Here is a 16,196-nt window from a genome sequence, read left to right on the forward strand (position 1 = left end):
CCGTTATTGCGCTTGATCAGCAGTGGCAGACGATTGAATTTCAGCCGGCGCAACTAGCGCACCAGGACGAATCTTTTGTAAACCTTCGATAATTAATTTATCGCCATCGCTTAAACCATCAGTGACGAGCCAATCAGAACCAATGGTTCTATCAACAGTTAGGACTCTGCTTTGTACTTTGTTATCTTTACCAACAACCATAGCCGTAGGCTGACCTTTATTGTTACGACTTACACCGCGCTGTGGTACTAAAATAGCATTCGCTTTAACACCCTCAACAATAGTCGCTCGTGTGTACATGCCAGGCAGTAAAAGTTGGTCGGGGTTAGGGAACTTAGCACGTAAAGTAACTGAACCTGTACTCGGATCAACGGTAACTTCAGAAAATTGTAGTGTCCCTTTAAAGGCATATGCAGAACCATCTTCCAACGTTAATTCAACGTCGGTTTGCTTAGCAGAATCAATTGTCAATTGTCCTGAAGCCAAGGCCATTTTAAGCTGAGTAAGCTCGTTGCTTGACTGTGTTAAATCGATGTATATAGGATCTAGTTGAGTAACAGTGGCAAGGGCACTACTTTGATTTGCACTGACTAACGCACCAACGGTGACGCTTGATTTACTGATTTGGCCACTTATAGGTGATGATACATGGCTATATTCAATATTAATTTTTGCCGATTGCAGCTGCGCTTTAGCTGTCAGTAATTCAGCACGTGCCTGTTTATATGCAGCATCAGCTTCATCGAAGTCTTGCTGACTTACCGCGTTAATTTTTAACAGTTCACTATAGCGAGTTGCCTTAGATTTACTACTAGCAATGCTGGCTTCTGCTCTGGCAACAGCTGCTTCACTGGCAGCAAGCTCAGCTTCAAATACTGCTGGATTGATTTGATAAAGCGCTTGGCCTTGCTCAACCTCTTTACCTTCAACAAATAAGCGTGATTGCACAATGCCGCTAACTTGAGGACGAATTTCAGCAATTTGAAATGCATTTACACGCCCAGGTAATTCTTTCTTAAGGGTGATCGATTGGCTTTTTAACGTAAGTACACCAACGGGTGTCGCTTGGGGAGCTGAAGGTTTAGCCTGCTCAGCCACAACATCACATCCAGTTAAAACAACAGAACCAACGATGGCCGATAAAATTAATAGACCGATACGGTAAAACTGCATAAATAAATACTCTCTATATTAGAATGAACGATCATTCTAACTTAAGAAAAGCTAATTTAAAATTTTTCAGACGTTAAAAAATGTAATGAATTGTACAGCCATAACTTAGGTTAACCCTGTACAATTGATTACACTTTTAAAAGCCAATTTCCACATTCAGGTTAAATAAAAAGAGCCGCTTAAAGTAATTAAGCAGCTCTTAAATTATATTTTACTTCTCTTTAACCAGCTAAGCTAGGCGGCATACAAAACGCTTTGACAACACTTAGTGGTGAGTAACTAAAGTGCTAAACATAGATTCATATGCTCAATAAGAGTGAATAGCACCAATGCTTACATAGTAACAAACTCTTCCGCCGATGTAGGATGAATAGCAACGGTGTTATCAAAATCAGCTTTAGTTGCGCCCATTTTCATCGCCACAGCAAAACCTTGTAATAACTCATCACTACCAAAACCAATACTGTGAATACCCACTATTTTTTCTTCTTTACCGATACATACCAACTTCATACGAGTGGGGTCACGATAATCTTCCGTTATCGCTTGATATAAAGCCGTAAATTGAGAGTTATAGACTTTAACGTTATCAACACCGTACTCTTCAATTGCTTCTTGTTCTGACATGCCAACAGTACCAATTACCGGATGACTAAAGACGACAGTCGCTATATTTGAGTAATCTAAATGCTCGTTAGGTTTGTTGTTAAATAAGCGCTCACATAAACGGCGACCAGCAGCAACAGCTACCGGTGTTAACTGTGCGCGACCTGTATTGTCGCCTACGGCATAAATGCCGGCAACGTCAGTATTTTGAAACTTGTCTGTTGGAATAAAACCACGTTTGTCGAGCTTAATACCTGTCGATTCAATGTTAATGTTATCAGTGGCAGGCTCTCGGCCAATCGCCCAGATCACGGTATTAACAGGCCCAACCGTTTTACCGTTGTCTAAATGAATCGTTAAGGTATTATCGCTATGCTTTTCAACACGCGTTGGCACACTCATGGTATGTAGTGTTGGGCCATGTTTAGCCATCTGTTCCACTAAAGTGTCACTGAGCATGTCATCAAAACCGCGTAATGGTTTTTCTTTTCGTACTAATAAGTGTGATTCGCTACCCAGCGCATGTAAAACACCGGCAAGTTCAACTGCAATATAACCCGCACCAACAACCGCTACTTTTTCTGGCTGTTCAGTTAAGGCAAAAAAACCATCAGAATCAATACCGTGCTCTGCACCTTCAATACTTGGACGACTTGGACGCCCACCTGTAGCAATAGTGATGTGATCTGCGGTATACAAAACACCATCAACATCTACGGTATTTTTATCAACAAACTTAGCAAATCCGTTGATAACAGTAACATCATTACTAGCAAAACCACGTGCATAAGCAGCATGAATGCGTTCAATATATGCTTCTCTATTTTTTACAAGCGTTGACCAATCAAAGCTTTGTAGTGGCGCTTTAAAACCATAATCATTAGCATAATGTAGGGCGTCAGCAATTTGACCAGCGTACCACATGGCTTTTTTTGGTACACAACCGACATTCACACAAGTACCACCAATATGTTTGGCTTCAATAACTGCCGCTTTTTTACCTAAACGCGCAGCTCGGTTTGCTGAGGCAATACCGCCACTGCCAGCGCCAATTGAAATGTAGTCGAAATGTTGTGTCATGGTTGTTACCTTATTTTCTATTAATATAGATGTATTGCATCAGATATAGGTGAATGATAAATATAAAAAGCTCAGTGCTTAACTGATAAGAATATTATTATAAATTACCATCAGAAGCAGACCTAACTGAAAGCACTTTAATTTCATCACGGTTTTCCTTCAAGAGCTTTATCAGTTCATTGGCCGAGATAGGCTTACAATATAAGTAGCCTTGAATATAGTGACATTGGCGTTCAGCCAAGTATTTAAGCTGTGCTTCGGTTTCAACACCTTCAGCAATACAGTACATATTTAAATTGTTCGCTAAGACTAATGTGGCCTCAACAATGGCCTCATCAGTTTTTTCAACGCCAATGCCATTAACAAAGCTGCGATCGATTTTAATGATGTCCAGCGGCAATTGCTTTAAGTACGCTAAAGATGAAAAACCAGTGCCAAAATCATCAAGCGCCAGTAAAACCCCCATGTCACTCAGTTCATTCATTGTTTGAATTGCCTTTTCGGGTTCAAAAATAAAAGCACTTTCTGTAATTTCTATTTTCAATGCATTTGCGGGTAAATCAAACTTTTGTAGCTGCCTTTTTATAGAGGCAATTAAATTATTATCACTAAAATGTTTTGCAGAGAAATTTACTGAAAGATAAAAATCAGGCCTTTCCTCTCGCCATAATTTCAATTGTGCAAAGCCTCGTGTAATGGCTTGTTCTGTCATCGCAACAATCAGCCCTAACTCTTCTGCAAGACTAATAAACTCGACTGGCGGCACAACATTACCTTTATGTAGCCAGCGCATTAACAGCTCTGCCCCTACCGACTTGCCAGTGTAGGCATCAATTATAGGTTGGTAGGCATTAAAAAATTCTTCATTAGCGAACGCCAACTTTAAATTAGTTTCCTTCTCAAGACGTTGTTTAGCTTCTTCATTCATATGCTCAGTAAAAAATTGATAATTATTACGGCCTAATTGTTTAGCATGATACATAGCAACATCAGCATTTCTAAATAGCTCTTCAGAGCTCTCCGCATCATCTGGGAAAAGTGAAATGCCAATGCTGGCCCCAATACTGACAACATTATTATTGAGGGTAAAGGGTTGTTGAACTAAATTAATAAACTTTTGCGCTATGCCTGCAAGCTCGTTAGCACTGCGAAAACGTTCAAGTAAAGCAACAAACTCGTCTCCGCCAATTCTCGCTAGTGTATCGTCAGCACGCATCGACGTGACTAAACGTTTAGATACTTCTTTTAGGAGTAAATCGCCACATTCATGCCCTAGCGAATCATTAATTTGCTTAAAGCGATCAAGGTCTATAAAAAATAACGCAATAGGTTCTTTACTTCGCCTTGAAGAAGCGGTGGCATGAGCAATACGATCAAGGAGCAGTGTTCGGTTAGGTAAGCCCGTTAAGTGATCGTAATTCGCCATGATACGTAATTCATCTTCGGCTGACTTTTGTGCGGTAATATCGGTATACACGCAAATAAAATGAGTTTTTTGATGCTCTATATTAACGCTAACGCTGATATTTATTATCACATGATATTTTTTTCCGTTGGGGGTGGTAATAAGTTCTTCACCACGCCAATGACCTTTACGTAAAATAATAGGTAATAACTTACGATAATACTCAGTGCGCGCACGGGTGATACCAGGAATGCAGTTAGCTAAGGCTAATTCTTCATTTTCCCAACCAAAAACATCCGACATTGATTTGTTTGCTCGCCCTACTTCAAACGCTTCATCAAAAATTAGCACCCAATCACGTGTTTGCTCAAACGCAGCTCCATAGTATTGCGCTCGTTCCTGCATAACCTTCGACTCAGTAACGTTGCTATATGAACCTGTCACCCGAGAGGGGCGGTTATCATGATCAAAGGCAACAATTTTACCTACGTCTCGATACCACATCCAATTATCATTAGCGCACTTTAAACGGTAGGTGCACTCAAAAAGAGCCTCAGGGTCTGCATTTGCTAGAAAATTTTGCCACTTATTAAAAAACTCACTTTGATCTTCCTTGTGAATAAATTCGACATGCTTTGATAAACTTATTGCTAGGTCTTGGTTTTGATAACCAAGTTCATGAGAAAAGCGCTTAGCAAAAATAACGTCACTATCTGCCTGCCAATCCCACACTTCACTATTACTTGCTGATAAGGCTAGCTGTAAGCGATTTTCTCGATATGTTACCTCTTTGTGGGCCTCAATCAGAACTTTTTGTCTTAATTGTCGACGTCTATACCATAGTGCTAGCATCATAATAAAAGTGATGGCATAAAGGCTATACGCCAGTGGTGATTTCCAAGGAGCATAGTTCACGTTTATACGAATAAAAGAAGGTGCTGAAAACTCTCCAGTAAGCACTGACTTTATTTGTACTTTAAAAATATAATTGCCGGGGTCTAAGCGTGGAAAAGTTACAAAGTTTTGTTGGGTTTCAGGAAATGAAACGCCATCAACAAAGCCAAATTTAAATATTGGATTTTCAGTATGGCCGTAAGAAAAATCGCTAAAATCGATTCGGATACCAAAGTCGTCATACGCTAAATCGACTTGGTCATTATTAGATAAAAAAAGTGGCAAATTAAGCGGTCTCGATAAGGTGTCTACCTTAACAATCCTGACAGTGTTATTAATATTCTTGTTTTTATTTTCCAGTAATATTGGGTCAAAGAGGCTCACCCCAGAGATACCACCGTACGCAAATCGCCCGTCTGCCAAAGGGTAAAAAGATCCCGCATTAAATTCTGAGCTAGCTAAACCATCGAGTTTATTAAAACGACGTATATGTTGATCGGCTATTCGTATTCGGAATAAACCACCATGGCTTGAAACCCATATATTATCCGCACTATCAACCTGAACGCCATAAACATTAATGTCTAATATACTGTTGTGCTCATCGAAAAAATATTGCACCTGATAATCATCAGGGTTTATCGCAAAGACTCCAACTTGAGAGAAAGAAAACCAAATTAAACCATTGCTATCACGAACCCAGTGGTCAATATAGCTATTGCCTTCTTTTGACAACTCTTCTTGATGATATATTTTAGTTAATTGCTGAGTAAGCTGATTATATTGCCACAGCGTGTCCGTTGTTGAGATTAAAATATCGTTCGGATCAGCAGAGAAGGACTTCATGATATTCGAGGCATATCGACTATTAAAATAATCAGGTAAATTTTCTAACTTAGTCACCTCACCTGTCTGAGCATGAATTTTATGTATACCCGAGTCAGAGATCATCCAGATATATTCACCTAAGCTTTTGATTGTGGCCCAGCCATTTTTTATTTTCAGCAACTGGTGGGTTTTTTCAGGGAATTTTGCTTGAATAATTTCTTTCTCAATCTCATCAAATAAAATGACACCGTCAGCGGTTAACAACCATAACCGGCCTAAGTAATCCTTCTCAATACCTGAAATATTACTGTGAGTGAAAGAGGTTTTGTCATTCTTGTTGAGCAAGTAGCGTTTGATGCTATTTTTTTCGAGATTAACAAGGTTCAATCCATCATCTGTGCCAATCCACAATTGCTTATTTGGCGCTGGCGCCATGACATTAACACTGCCATTAGATAAACTATTTAGATTATGACTATCATAGGTATACGTGGTAATAATTTCAGTGCTTGGATCCCACCTATATGCCCCAGAACTTTTAGAACCCATCCATAACTGGCCATTATAATCTATCAGTAAATCGAGCACATTAGCATCAGCAACTGTTTGAAAATATTCACCAAACTTTAATAAAAACTCACTATATTTAGTATTATTATCAATACGGTAAAGACCTGTGGTGGTTGCAACATAAACCGTATTTTCAAACGCGACTAACTCCCAAACTGCAACATTTTCTATCATGCTTTGGTAGGCTAATTCCTTAACACCTTTTTGTAAAAGAGCGACTAGATTTTGTTCTGAAAAGCTAAAAACACCATCATTGGTACCAACGTAATAATGCTTATCGACAAGCGTGACACCAAAAACCTTTGCGGCTTCTTTTAGATCAAAGTTTATTCCCGCGGTATCACTATGTTGCACATGAGGTAGTTTAGTTAAACGTTCTGATTCGAGCTCATACACAAACAGCCCAGCTCGACTAGCAAAAAATACTCTGCCATTTAAGACATTAACATTAAATAGTGTGCCTATAGTCGTAAAGTGTTCAGTAAAGTCAATACGTTGTGTTACAGCGCCTGAAGCTACCTGATATTGAAATGCCATTTTCTCGGTGATAAACCAAATATGGTTATTTTTTAAATCTTCAGTAATTTTCCACACATTGAGCTGTTGACCATTTAAACCTTTAACGCTAATCAAGCGATACTCATTACTTATGGGGTTATAGGTGTATAAGCCCTTATCAAATAGCGATATCCAAATTAAACCATCACTAGCCACAAAAATGTGATTAACACTAAACTTATGAAAGTCATTATCAGGACCCGCCAGAGAGGAGATGGTGTAACCATCATAAATATTGATACCGTTTTCGGTACCAAACCAAATATAGCCCTGTTTGTCTTGAGCGATCGCCATAACACTCGCTTGAGACAAGCCGTCTTCAACCGTAAGTCGTTCTAAAACAATATTATTAATTTTTGCATCCACGGGCACAACAGCACAGCATAAGCAGCAAATAATAATAGACATTAGTCGATGAGTAATGGTCATATTTTTCAAAAACTCAATTCAATAGAAAACATAATATGAATAATATATACGAGTATAGATAGATAAATAATTAATCAACTTTTCGTTGCTGGCTTATCCAACACTTTAGTTAATGTAAAGTCACGTTGCCAGTCACTAGCTGATCATATTTTTCATAATGGGTAACGAGTAAAATCATTTTAAATAAATCAAGTATCGCATTTAATATCATCTATCCATTTGATACGAAACAAGGCCTTTTATCGCTAACACTTTCCCTCTAATTATCGACTTATATTTACTCAATAAGCGCTAATTAAATTACAAATATCAACCTACTACTAAAATTCAGTATGACACTTAATATTATTAATAAAAATCTAATTTGATGATAAATTTTTAATAAAGACACACCCCAAACAATAGATATCAATGACATCACTTGAATTTAACAATTCTGCCCTTACCTTTATTAACAATATTTATCGACAAGTTGTGCCTGCTATGACCAATCCATTATTACAAAATACGCCATTACCGCAATTTTCTAAAATTAAGCCTGAGCATATTAAACCTGCTGTTGAGCAAGCTATTGCTGACTGTAAAAGTACTATTGCCGATGTGTTAGCTAATAATACACAATTTACATGGGCTAATTTAGTTGCGCCTATTGATGAAGTTGATGACGTATTAGGTAAGTTATGGTCGCCTATCTCACATATGAACTCAGTGGTTAACAACGATGAACTTCGTGAAGCATATGAGTCATGTTTGCCACTTTTATCTGAATATGGCACCTTTGTTGGTCAACATGCCGGCCTATTTACCGCTTATCAGCAATTAAGTGAAAGTGATGAATTTAAACAATTAGATACCGCACAACAAAAAGTTATCACTAATGCGCTACGTGATTTCACCTTGTCAGGTATTGCTCTGAACGATAACGACAAAAAGCGCTACGGCGAAATTGCTACACGCTTATCAGAACTTAGTTCAACTTTTGGTAATAATATTCTCGATGCTACCCATGCATTTAGCGTGAATATTACCGATGAAAACGAATTATCTGGATTACCAGAAAGCGCGAAAGAGGCAGCAAAAGCCTTAGCCGAAGCACAAGAAAAGTCAGGTTGGTTATTTACCTTAGACATACCAAGTTATTTACCGGTCATGACCTACTGTGATAACCAAGCATTACGCGAAAAAATGTATCGTGCTTACGTTACCCGTGCCTCTGAAATTGGCCCAAATGCTGGTGAATATGACAACAGCCCGATCATGAGTGAATTACTCGCTTTACGTCATGAGCTTGCCAACTTACTCGGTTTTGATAGCTTTGCAGAAAAGTCTCTCGCAACCAAAATGGCAAATAATAGCAATGAAGTAATCGGCTTCTTAGAAGATTTAGCCGTAAAATCAAAAGCTCAAGGTGAGCAAGACTTAGTTGAAGTTACGGCATTTGCTAAACAAAACTTTGCCCAAAGCAACTTGCAAGCTTGGGATTTACCTTATTACAGTGAAAAACTAAAACAAGAACGCTACGCTATTTCTGACGAAGAGCTACGCCCTTACTTCCCTGAAAAGAAAGTCGTTGCCGGCTTATTCGAAGTAGTACATCGCTTATTTGGTTTAACGATTAGCGAACGTCAAGGTGTTGATACTTGGCATAAAGATGTTAAGTTTTTCGATGTTTTTGATAACAATCAACAGCTACGTGGTAGCTTCTACTTTGATTTATATGCGCGTGCTCACAAACGTGGCGGCGCTTGGATGGACGATTGTGTCGGCCGACGAGAATTAGCTAATGGCGATATTCAGTACCCCGTAGCCTACCTCACTTGTAACTTTAACGGTCCTGTGGGCGACAAACCGGCTTTATTCACTCATGACGAAGTGGTTACCTTGTTCCATGAGTTTGGTCATGGCATTCATCATATGCTGACACAAATTAACGCAGCAGGCGTTTCTGGTATTAACGGTGTGCCATGGGATGCGGTTGAATTACCAAGCCAATTTTTAGAAAACTGGTGTTGGCAACCTGAAGCACTTGCTTTTATTTCTGGTCATTACCAAACTGATGAACCGTTACCACAAGATATGCTAGACAAAATGTTAGCGGCGAAAAACTTTCAATCGGCAATGCAAATGATCCGTCAGCTAGAATTTAGCTTATTCGATTTTAAAATGCATGCCCAGTATTCACCAGAAAAAGGTGATGAAATTCAACAGGTATTGAACCAAGTTCGAGATGATTACGCGGTAATAAAAGCACCTGAGTTCAATCGTTTTCAGCACAGCTTTGGCCATATTTTTGGTGGCGGATATGCTGCAGGCTATTACAGCTATAAGTGGGCTGAAGTACTATCAGCAGACGCCTTTTCTCGCTTTGAAGAAGAAGGCATTTTTAACCAAACAGTCGGCCATGACTTTTTAACCAATGTTTTAGAAATGGGTGGTTCAAAAGAGCCTAGCGAACTATTTAAAGCCTTTCGTGGACGAGAGCCTAATATAGACGCTTTGTTACGTCATAGCGGCATCACAGGTTAATAACATGGCATTAGAAAAATTTGACGATATATATCAACGCGCCGCTGAACGCAAAGGTGGTGCTGCTAAGCTAAATATTTTATTAGGCACTGGTCAGCAAGATCAATTGCTAACCCAAATAGGCGACGATAGATTTTTAGCCGAGTTCAGCAAAAAAGTATTTCAATCAGGTTTTGTGTGGCGCGTGGTAGAAAATAAATGGCCTAACTTTGAAGAAAGCTTTTTTAATTTTAATATCGAAAAGGTTTTGATGATGCCAGAAGAAATGATGGAGCGAAAAGCCAGCGATCCAAAAATCATTCGTAACTTTAATAAAGTCAAAACCATTAAAGCTAACGGGCAAATGATTTTTGAAGAGCAACAAAAAGGCCACAGTTTTGCTGAGTTTATTGCAAACTGGCCCAGTAACGACATTATTGGTTTATGGGCTTATTTGAAAAAGCACGGCCAACGCCTTGGTGGTAACACCGGACCTTATGCCCTGCGTGCTTTAGGCAAAGACACTTTTATTTTAAGCCGAGATGTTGAAGCTTATTTTCGTGCTCATGACATTATTACGGGTGGCATTCAAACTAAATCTAGCTTAAATGCTATCCAAGCAAGCTTTAATCACTGGCAACAACAAAGTAACTTATCGCTAAGTCAACTAAGCCGCCTAATTGCTTATGCAACGGGCGACAATCATATACATTTAGAAGAAGTTGCAGATGTTGAATAAAGTTGCCGTTGCTTATGTTGATGCTGTTGATACAGAAAAAGCAAAACGCATTGCAAAAAAATGGCAGCTTGATTATATCGGCGATATTGCTGCGGTAAAAAATCATCCTAAGTTATTGTTTGCTTTGCAAGTTAACTTACAACGCTTAGAACTGAGTAAACTTGATGAGCCAAAACTTGGTGCTATTTGCGTTGACTTTGTTGATGGAGCGACAGCCCATCGTCGTAAGTTTGGTGGTGGTCGAGGTCAAGACATTGCTAAAGCAGTTGGTTTAAAACATGGCTTTACCCCGAATGTATTAGACGCTACTGCAGGTTTGGGCCGTGATGCTTTTGTATTAGCCACCTTAGGTTGTAATGTCACTATGATGGAGCGTATGCCCATTGTTGCCGCTTTACTAGAAGATGGTTTAGAACGCGCGAAGTTAAGCACTGAAATTAATGACATTACCGAGCGAATGCGCTTAATTAATGCTTCATCGATTGAAAATATGACCTTAGCCGAGCCACCAGATGTAATTTATCTTGATCCTATGTATCCACATCGTGAAAAGTCTGCCGCGGTTAAAAAAGAAATGCGCGTATTTCAGTCGCTCGTGGGTGAAGATCTTGATGCTGACAACTTACTTGCGCCAGCCATTGCCTTAGCCAAGTATCGTGTTGTCGTTAAACGACCAAGTTATGCGCCACCACTGGCAGGTAAGGCGCCTTCAACGAGCATAAATATGAAGAAAAATCGTTTTGATGTTTATGTTAATCAAGCGATTCCTAAAAATAACTAAACGCTGTTTTGAGCTAAGTTGCATTGAATCACTAAAACCATCCTTTGATTTTAGCGACAACTTGGCAGTGATGAACATCAGATTATTTCAGATAAACATCTGATGTTCACTTTACTAAATAAGTGCAGCTACCTGTATCAACATGACCCTATTTAACTGCATCTGAAACTTTCAGTTTATCGCTCCCCTGCATTGCTATGAGACTCAATAAAAAACAAGACTCATACTAAGACGACATCAAGTGTTTACTTCAAGTACCAATGTGACTATCATCTAAACGATAATAATTATCATTTGTATCGATTTGGATGGCTTATGTCAAAAATTAGTATTTTATTAATTGAAGACGATAGTACGTTAAATAATTACCTCTCCGATCTACTCGTCAAACTAGGCTATTGCGTAGAGCAATGCTTTGATGGTATTAGCGGCTTAAAGTCAGCTCTATCGCAACAGCACCATCTTATTTTACTCGATAAAGTGCTACCGAAATTAGATGGTGTTTCATTATTAAAAACCCTTCGAGAGACAAGCCAACAACCGGTGATTATGATTTCGGCTAAAGGTGCTGAAGAAGAGCGTATTTTGGGTTTAAGTCATGGGGCAGATGATTATGTCGCTAAGCCATTTAACACCCAAGAATTATTGCTGAGAATTGAAAGTATCCTCAGGCGCAGTCAACCTAATGCTAAACCTAAAAGTAGAACAGAAATAACTATCGATGGCCTAACACTTAATGCCGATAAACAAGTCATTTATGTCAATCAACAAGAAATAGAGTTTACCACTATTCAATTTAAACTGCTTTGGCAGCTTGTTTCACAAAAAAATATAATCGTCAGTAAAGCCGATTTATACCAAGCCGTACTCAATAAAAAACTAGGTGCTTATGATCGCAGTTTAGATATGCATTTAAGTCGTGTGAGGAGAAAACTTAATGAAGCAAATTGGCTAGGTGAACGACTACAAACAGTACATGGCAAAGGATATTGCTTTAAATGAACCGAAAAATACTGTGGAAATTATGCCTTATCCTTGCGACTGGTTTAGTCGCTTTTTTTTATGCACTCAATGCTCTAACCACCCAAACAGAAGAAAGTATGAGTTTTATCGCTGAAAAAGACCGTATGCAGCTAAAAGCCTGGGGCAAAGAAGCGGAGCGCTTATATTTATCAGGCCAGCAGCAGCAACTTGAAAACTTACTTAATACTATTAAACGTGAAGAGAACACTCGGGTTGCTGTTGCAGGCTTTAAAGCTATACATATTGCTGGTGAGCAGCCCAAAAATAGTAACGGGGGTAATTATCATTATGGTCGTAGTATTGATTGGAAAATCCATTTATATTTTAAAAACAACCCAATCATGGAGTTACCTTTTTCACAAGGCGATGTGAGTTTTTTGATTAAATTGCCTGAACGGATGCGCCCTGGCACTTATTGGCTGACCACACGTATGGCGATGCAAATTTTTATGCCACTAGCAATTTTGATTTTACTGTCAGTATTACTCTATCGACATATCATTACACCGTTACGTCGCCTTGATAAAGCAACAACCGCGTTTAGCGAAGGCGACTATAATGTTCGCGTTAAAAAGCATTTAGGTAATCGCAACGATGAATTATCGCATCTAGCCTCAACCTTTGATCAAATGGCTAGTCGTATTGGTGAGCTGATATTAAACCAACGAGAGCTTATTTCAGACTTATCACATGAACTAAGAACCCCTTTAACTCGCTTAGATATAGCGGTAAATAGTTTTGAAATTCAAGAGAGCAAATATCATTTAGAACGAATTAGTCGAGAGTCTCAGCACATTAGAAAATTAGTAGAAGAGACGCTTACCTTAGCGTGGTTAGAAAATGAAAAACCTATTATTCAACAAGAAGATGTCGATTTAGTCGACTTGCTTGATGTGTTGATTGACGATGCAAAATTTGAATACCCTGACAGAAAGCTCACATTCGATGGTCCAAGCAATGCAATTATCTGTAACAGTAGCCATAAAGCGTTAGGCTCAGCGATAGAAAATGTTATTCGTAATGCTTTACGTTATACGCCACTTGGTAAATCGGTACAGGTAGAATTAAAGCCGTGTGAGCAACATTATTGCCTCAAGATTATCGACCAAGGACCGGGAATTCCAGACCAGTATTTAGCACGTATCTTCAACCCCTTCTTTCGGGTGGATAATGCTCACATAGCTGAAGGTGATAGCTTTGGGCTTGGGCTGGCTCTGGCGAAACGCCACCTGAACAGTGTGCGAGCAAAAATAAGTGCTGATAATCACCCAAAAAGTGGCTTAGTGGTTGTGATTATAATCCCTATGACTTAAATGTAACAAATGTAAAAGTCGTATCTTTATTTGTTACAAATAGTAATAATTCTCATTTAGATATTTAACAGTCACTTGAGATATACCCATGTCATCTTTACTCACTAGAAAAAATTTTTTAAAGAATAGTATAACCAGCGCTATTATAGCTGTTTGCTGTGGTACCAATGTATATGCTGAGCAAACTGAAACCGAACCGAAAAACAAAGAAATTGAAAGAATCACCATTGTAGGTGCAACGACCAATTCAGAAATTACTCCAGAAGAATTAGAAAATTATCAAGCAAACGACTTAGAAGATATCTTTCGTCATACCCCTTCAGTTACCGTAGGCGGTTCATTAGGTATTGCGCAAAAAATCTTTGTACGCGGCATGGAAGACTCAATGGTCAATGTCACCGTTGATGGTGCACCGCAAACCAGTACGCTATTTCATCATATTGGCCGTGTAGCCATAGAGCCTGAACTTTTACAAAGTATTGAAGTACAAGCAGGTGCTGGTGAGGCAACATCAGGTACGGGTGCCGTAGGTGGCGCTATTCGATTCAAAACCAAAAGTGCTGACGATTTACTGAGCAAAGATGAACAATTTGGCGGTATAGCAAAAGCAAGTTATTTCACCAATGATGGTCACAAAGAGAGTATTTCTCTATATGGCAAGCTAACTGATGATGTCGGTGTGCTTGCTTCATACGTGAATGTTAGCCGCAACAATATGGATGACGGAGATGGCAACGAAATACCAGGGACTGCTGCTGATCAGACACTTGGTTTTATTAAGGTAGATGTAGCACTTACCGAAAACCAAGCGCTCTCATTAAGTTATGAAAACCGCAAAGAAGAAGGCGAATTTGGCAAGCAAACTAACTGGGCTCCACTAGCTGATGACCCCCTATTTGCATCATGGGGCAAGCGCGAAACCATGGTCTTAAATCATGCTTGGTACCTTAATGATTTAGTAAACCTTGAAACAACACTTTACAGTACTGAGTCATCGTTTAAGCGTGAACTTTATACCTGGGATGCTGCAATTAAAACTACCGGTTTTGATATTCGAAATACTAGTGATATAGACATGCATAGCCTGACCTACGGCATTGAGCAAAAAGTAGATAAAGTACATTCTCAATCTTATGAAGATTTTGGTGGTATTTTTGATGAAAAAGGCACGGTAACGGGTGTCTATGTGCAAGACCACTGGCAATTGACTGATGAGTTATTATTAAGCTTTGGTGTTCGTTATGATGCTTATGATCTTGAACACAGTGGTGTCGAAGCAAACTGGATAAAGGTTGATGGTGTGTGGATTGTTGAAACCGATGCCAGTGGTGATCCAATCACATCGACAGATGAATTTTCTACGGATAAACAAGATGGTTTTAGCGGTAATATTGGCTTTGAATATAGCTTTACAGAAACAGTAAAACTGTCAGCAGGTTACGCCCAAGCGTTACGAGGCAGACAAGTTGCCGATGCTTTTACCGTTGGCGAGTTAACACCGAATAAAAACCTTGCGCCTGAAGAAGTTGATAACACTGAGTTGGGTCTAATTTATAACGATGGCACTTGGTTATTTGAAGCATCGGCCTATTTAAGCGTTATCAACGATGTCGTTTTTGACAAATTTAAAGGCGGCGAAGGGGTGTATTATGAAAATATCGGCGATTTAGAAACCAAAGGTGTTGAACTTGTTGCTGGCTATCAAGGTGATAAATTTGATGTGATTTTCAGTTATAACCACAATAATGTTGAGCTAAATAATGCTGCATTTATTTGGCCAGATGCAGATGACGCATCAGGCTACAGTACGGTCATACTCGATGGTGTTGATATGGCTGCCTATGAATATGGCGGCTTAGGTAATGCCATAGGTGACTCATTTAATATTCATTTTAATTACCAAGTTAATGACCAAATCAAGCTAGGTATGAACTATAACCATGTTGCAAACTTAAATAACATTGACGTATTTCATCGCTCTATCGAGCTAGGCTGGGTAACTGAATTAGAAACAATAGACAAGCCTGGTTATGATTTATTTGATGCTTATGTAACTTATGAGCCTATTGATAACCTTAGGTTTGATTTATCCGTACAAAACTTATTTGATGAGACATATCGCAGCCATGGCAGTATTGCCGACTATGGGCATATACCCGGTTACGAAAGTGTTGTGGGTATTAAAGAACCCGGCAGAGATATTCGTCTAACGGCTTCATATCAATTTTAATCACTTTGGCATTAGGTGTTCGTAAAGCATGATTTTATGAACACCTACTGTAGGTATGAGCC

The 16,196-nt window shown here is 39.1% G+C and carries 9 protein-coding genes; 6 read left to right on the top strand and 3 right to left on the bottom strand.

Going from position 1 to position 16,196, the window contains the following annotated elements:
- Positions 1-3 precede the first annotated feature (3 nt).
- From B0169_RS17685 to B0169_RS17695, 3 genes are all read right to left on the bottom strand, one after another.
- On the bottom strand, positions 4-1,173 hold the full coding sequence (locus tag B0169_RS17685; protein ID WP_077288236.1) for an efflux RND transporter periplasmic adaptor subunit: 1,170 nt from the start codon (positions 1,171-1,173) through the stop codon (positions 4-6).
- 333 nt (positions 1,174-1,506) lie between these two features.
- Positions 1,507-2,859: a glutathione-disulfide reductase gene (gene gorA / locus B0169_RS17690; RefSeq protein ID WP_077288237.1), complete on the bottom strand. Its 1,353-nt coding sequence runs from the start codon at positions 2,857-2,859 to the stop codon at positions 1,507-1,509.
- 97 nt (positions 2,860-2,956) lie between these two features.
- Positions 2,957-7,480 carry an EAL domain-containing protein gene (locus tag B0169_RS17695; protein WP_158077122.1) on the bottom strand — a complete coding sequence of 1,508 codons (4,524 nt, stop codon included), beginning with the start codon at positions 7,478-7,480 and terminating at the stop codon, positions 2,957-2,959.
- Positions 7,481-8,026: 546 nt separating this feature from the next.
- On the opposite strand from B0169_RS17695, the gene prlC reads away from it, so the two are divergent.
- The 6 genes from prlC to B0169_RS17725 all read left to right on the top strand — a co-directional run bounded on the left by prlC (position 8,027) and on the right by B0169_RS17725 (position 16,134).
- A complete protein-coding gene (gene prlC, locus B0169_RS17700) occupies positions 8,027-10,069 on the top strand; it encodes an oligopeptidase A (protein ID WP_077288257.1) in 2,043 nt (680 codons plus the stop codon).
- A gap of 4 nt (positions 10,070-10,073) precedes the next feature.
- Positions 10,074-10,787, top strand: coding sequence for a DNA-3-methyladenine glycosylase I (locus tag B0169_RS17705; protein ID WP_077288239.1), 714 nt, complete (start codon positions 10,074-10,076; stop codon positions 10,785-10,787).
- On the top strand, positions 10,777-11,568 hold the full coding sequence (locus tag B0169_RS17710; RefSeq protein ID WP_077288240.1) for a class I SAM-dependent methyltransferase: 792 nt from the start codon (positions 10,777-10,779) through the stop codon (positions 11,566-11,568). Before B0169_RS17705 ends, B0169_RS17710 begins: the two co-directional genes overlap by 11 nt.
- Positions 11,569-11,883: 315 nt before the next feature.
- On the top strand, positions 11,884-12,570 hold the full coding sequence (locus B0169_RS17715) for a response regulator transcription factor (RefSeq protein ID WP_077288241.1): 687 nt from the start codon (positions 11,884-11,886) through the stop codon (positions 12,568-12,570).
- On the top strand, positions 12,567-13,904 hold the full coding sequence (locus B0169_RS17720) for a sensor histidine kinase (RefSeq protein WP_077288242.1): 1,338 nt from the start codon (positions 12,567-12,569) through the stop codon (positions 13,902-13,904). The genes B0169_RS17715 and B0169_RS17720 overlap by 4 nt, the downstream gene beginning before the upstream one ends.
- An 88-nt stretch (positions 13,905-13,992) precedes the next feature.
- Complete coding sequence (locus tag B0169_RS17725) at positions 13,993-16,134, top strand: TonB-dependent receptor (protein ID WP_077288243.1); 2,142 nt, start codon at positions 13,993-13,995, stop codon at positions 16,132-16,134.
- Positions 16,135-16,196: the final 62 nt, after the last annotated feature.

It is taken from the genome of Cognaticolwellia aestuarii, assembly GCF_002000025.1.
In the GTDB taxonomy this organism is placed as follows: domain Bacteria; phylum Pseudomonadota; class Gammaproteobacteria; order Enterobacterales; family Alteromonadaceae; genus Cognaticolwellia; species Cognaticolwellia aestuarii.

What these genes read in the sequence shown, in the direction of transcription:
- B0169_RS17705 (WP_077288239.1), top strand. Translation starts at nt 10,074, where the DNA reads ATGGCATTAGAAAAATTTGACGATATATATCAACGCGCCGCTGAACGC.
- B0169_RS17725 (WP_077288243.1), top strand. Translation starts at nt 13,993, where the DNA reads ATGTCATCTTTACTCACTAGAAAAAATTTTTTAAAGAATAGTATAACC.
- B0169_RS17710 (WP_077288240.1), top strand. Translation starts at nt 10,777, where the DNA reads ATGTTGAATAAAGTTGCCGTTGCTTATGTTGATGCTGTTGATACAGAA.
- B0169_RS17685 (WP_077288236.1), bottom strand. Translation starts at nt 1,173, where the DNA reads ATGCAGTTTTACCGTATCGGTCTATTAATTTTATCGGCCATCGTTGGT.
- prlC (WP_077288257.1), top strand. Translation starts at nt 8,027, where the DNA reads ATGACCAATCCATTATTACAAAATACGCCATTACCGCAATTTTCTAAA.
- B0169_RS17720 (WP_077288242.1), top strand. Translation starts at nt 12,567, where the DNA reads ATGAACCGAAAAATACTGTGGAAATTATGCCTTATCCTTGCGACTGGT.
- B0169_RS17715 (WP_077288241.1), top strand. Translation starts at nt 11,884, where the DNA reads ATGTCAAAAATTAGTATTTTATTAATTGAAGACGATAGTACGTTAAAT.
- gorA (WP_077288237.1), bottom strand. Translation starts at nt 2,859, where the DNA reads ATGACACAACATTTCGACTACATTTCAATTGGCGCTGGCAGTGGCGGT.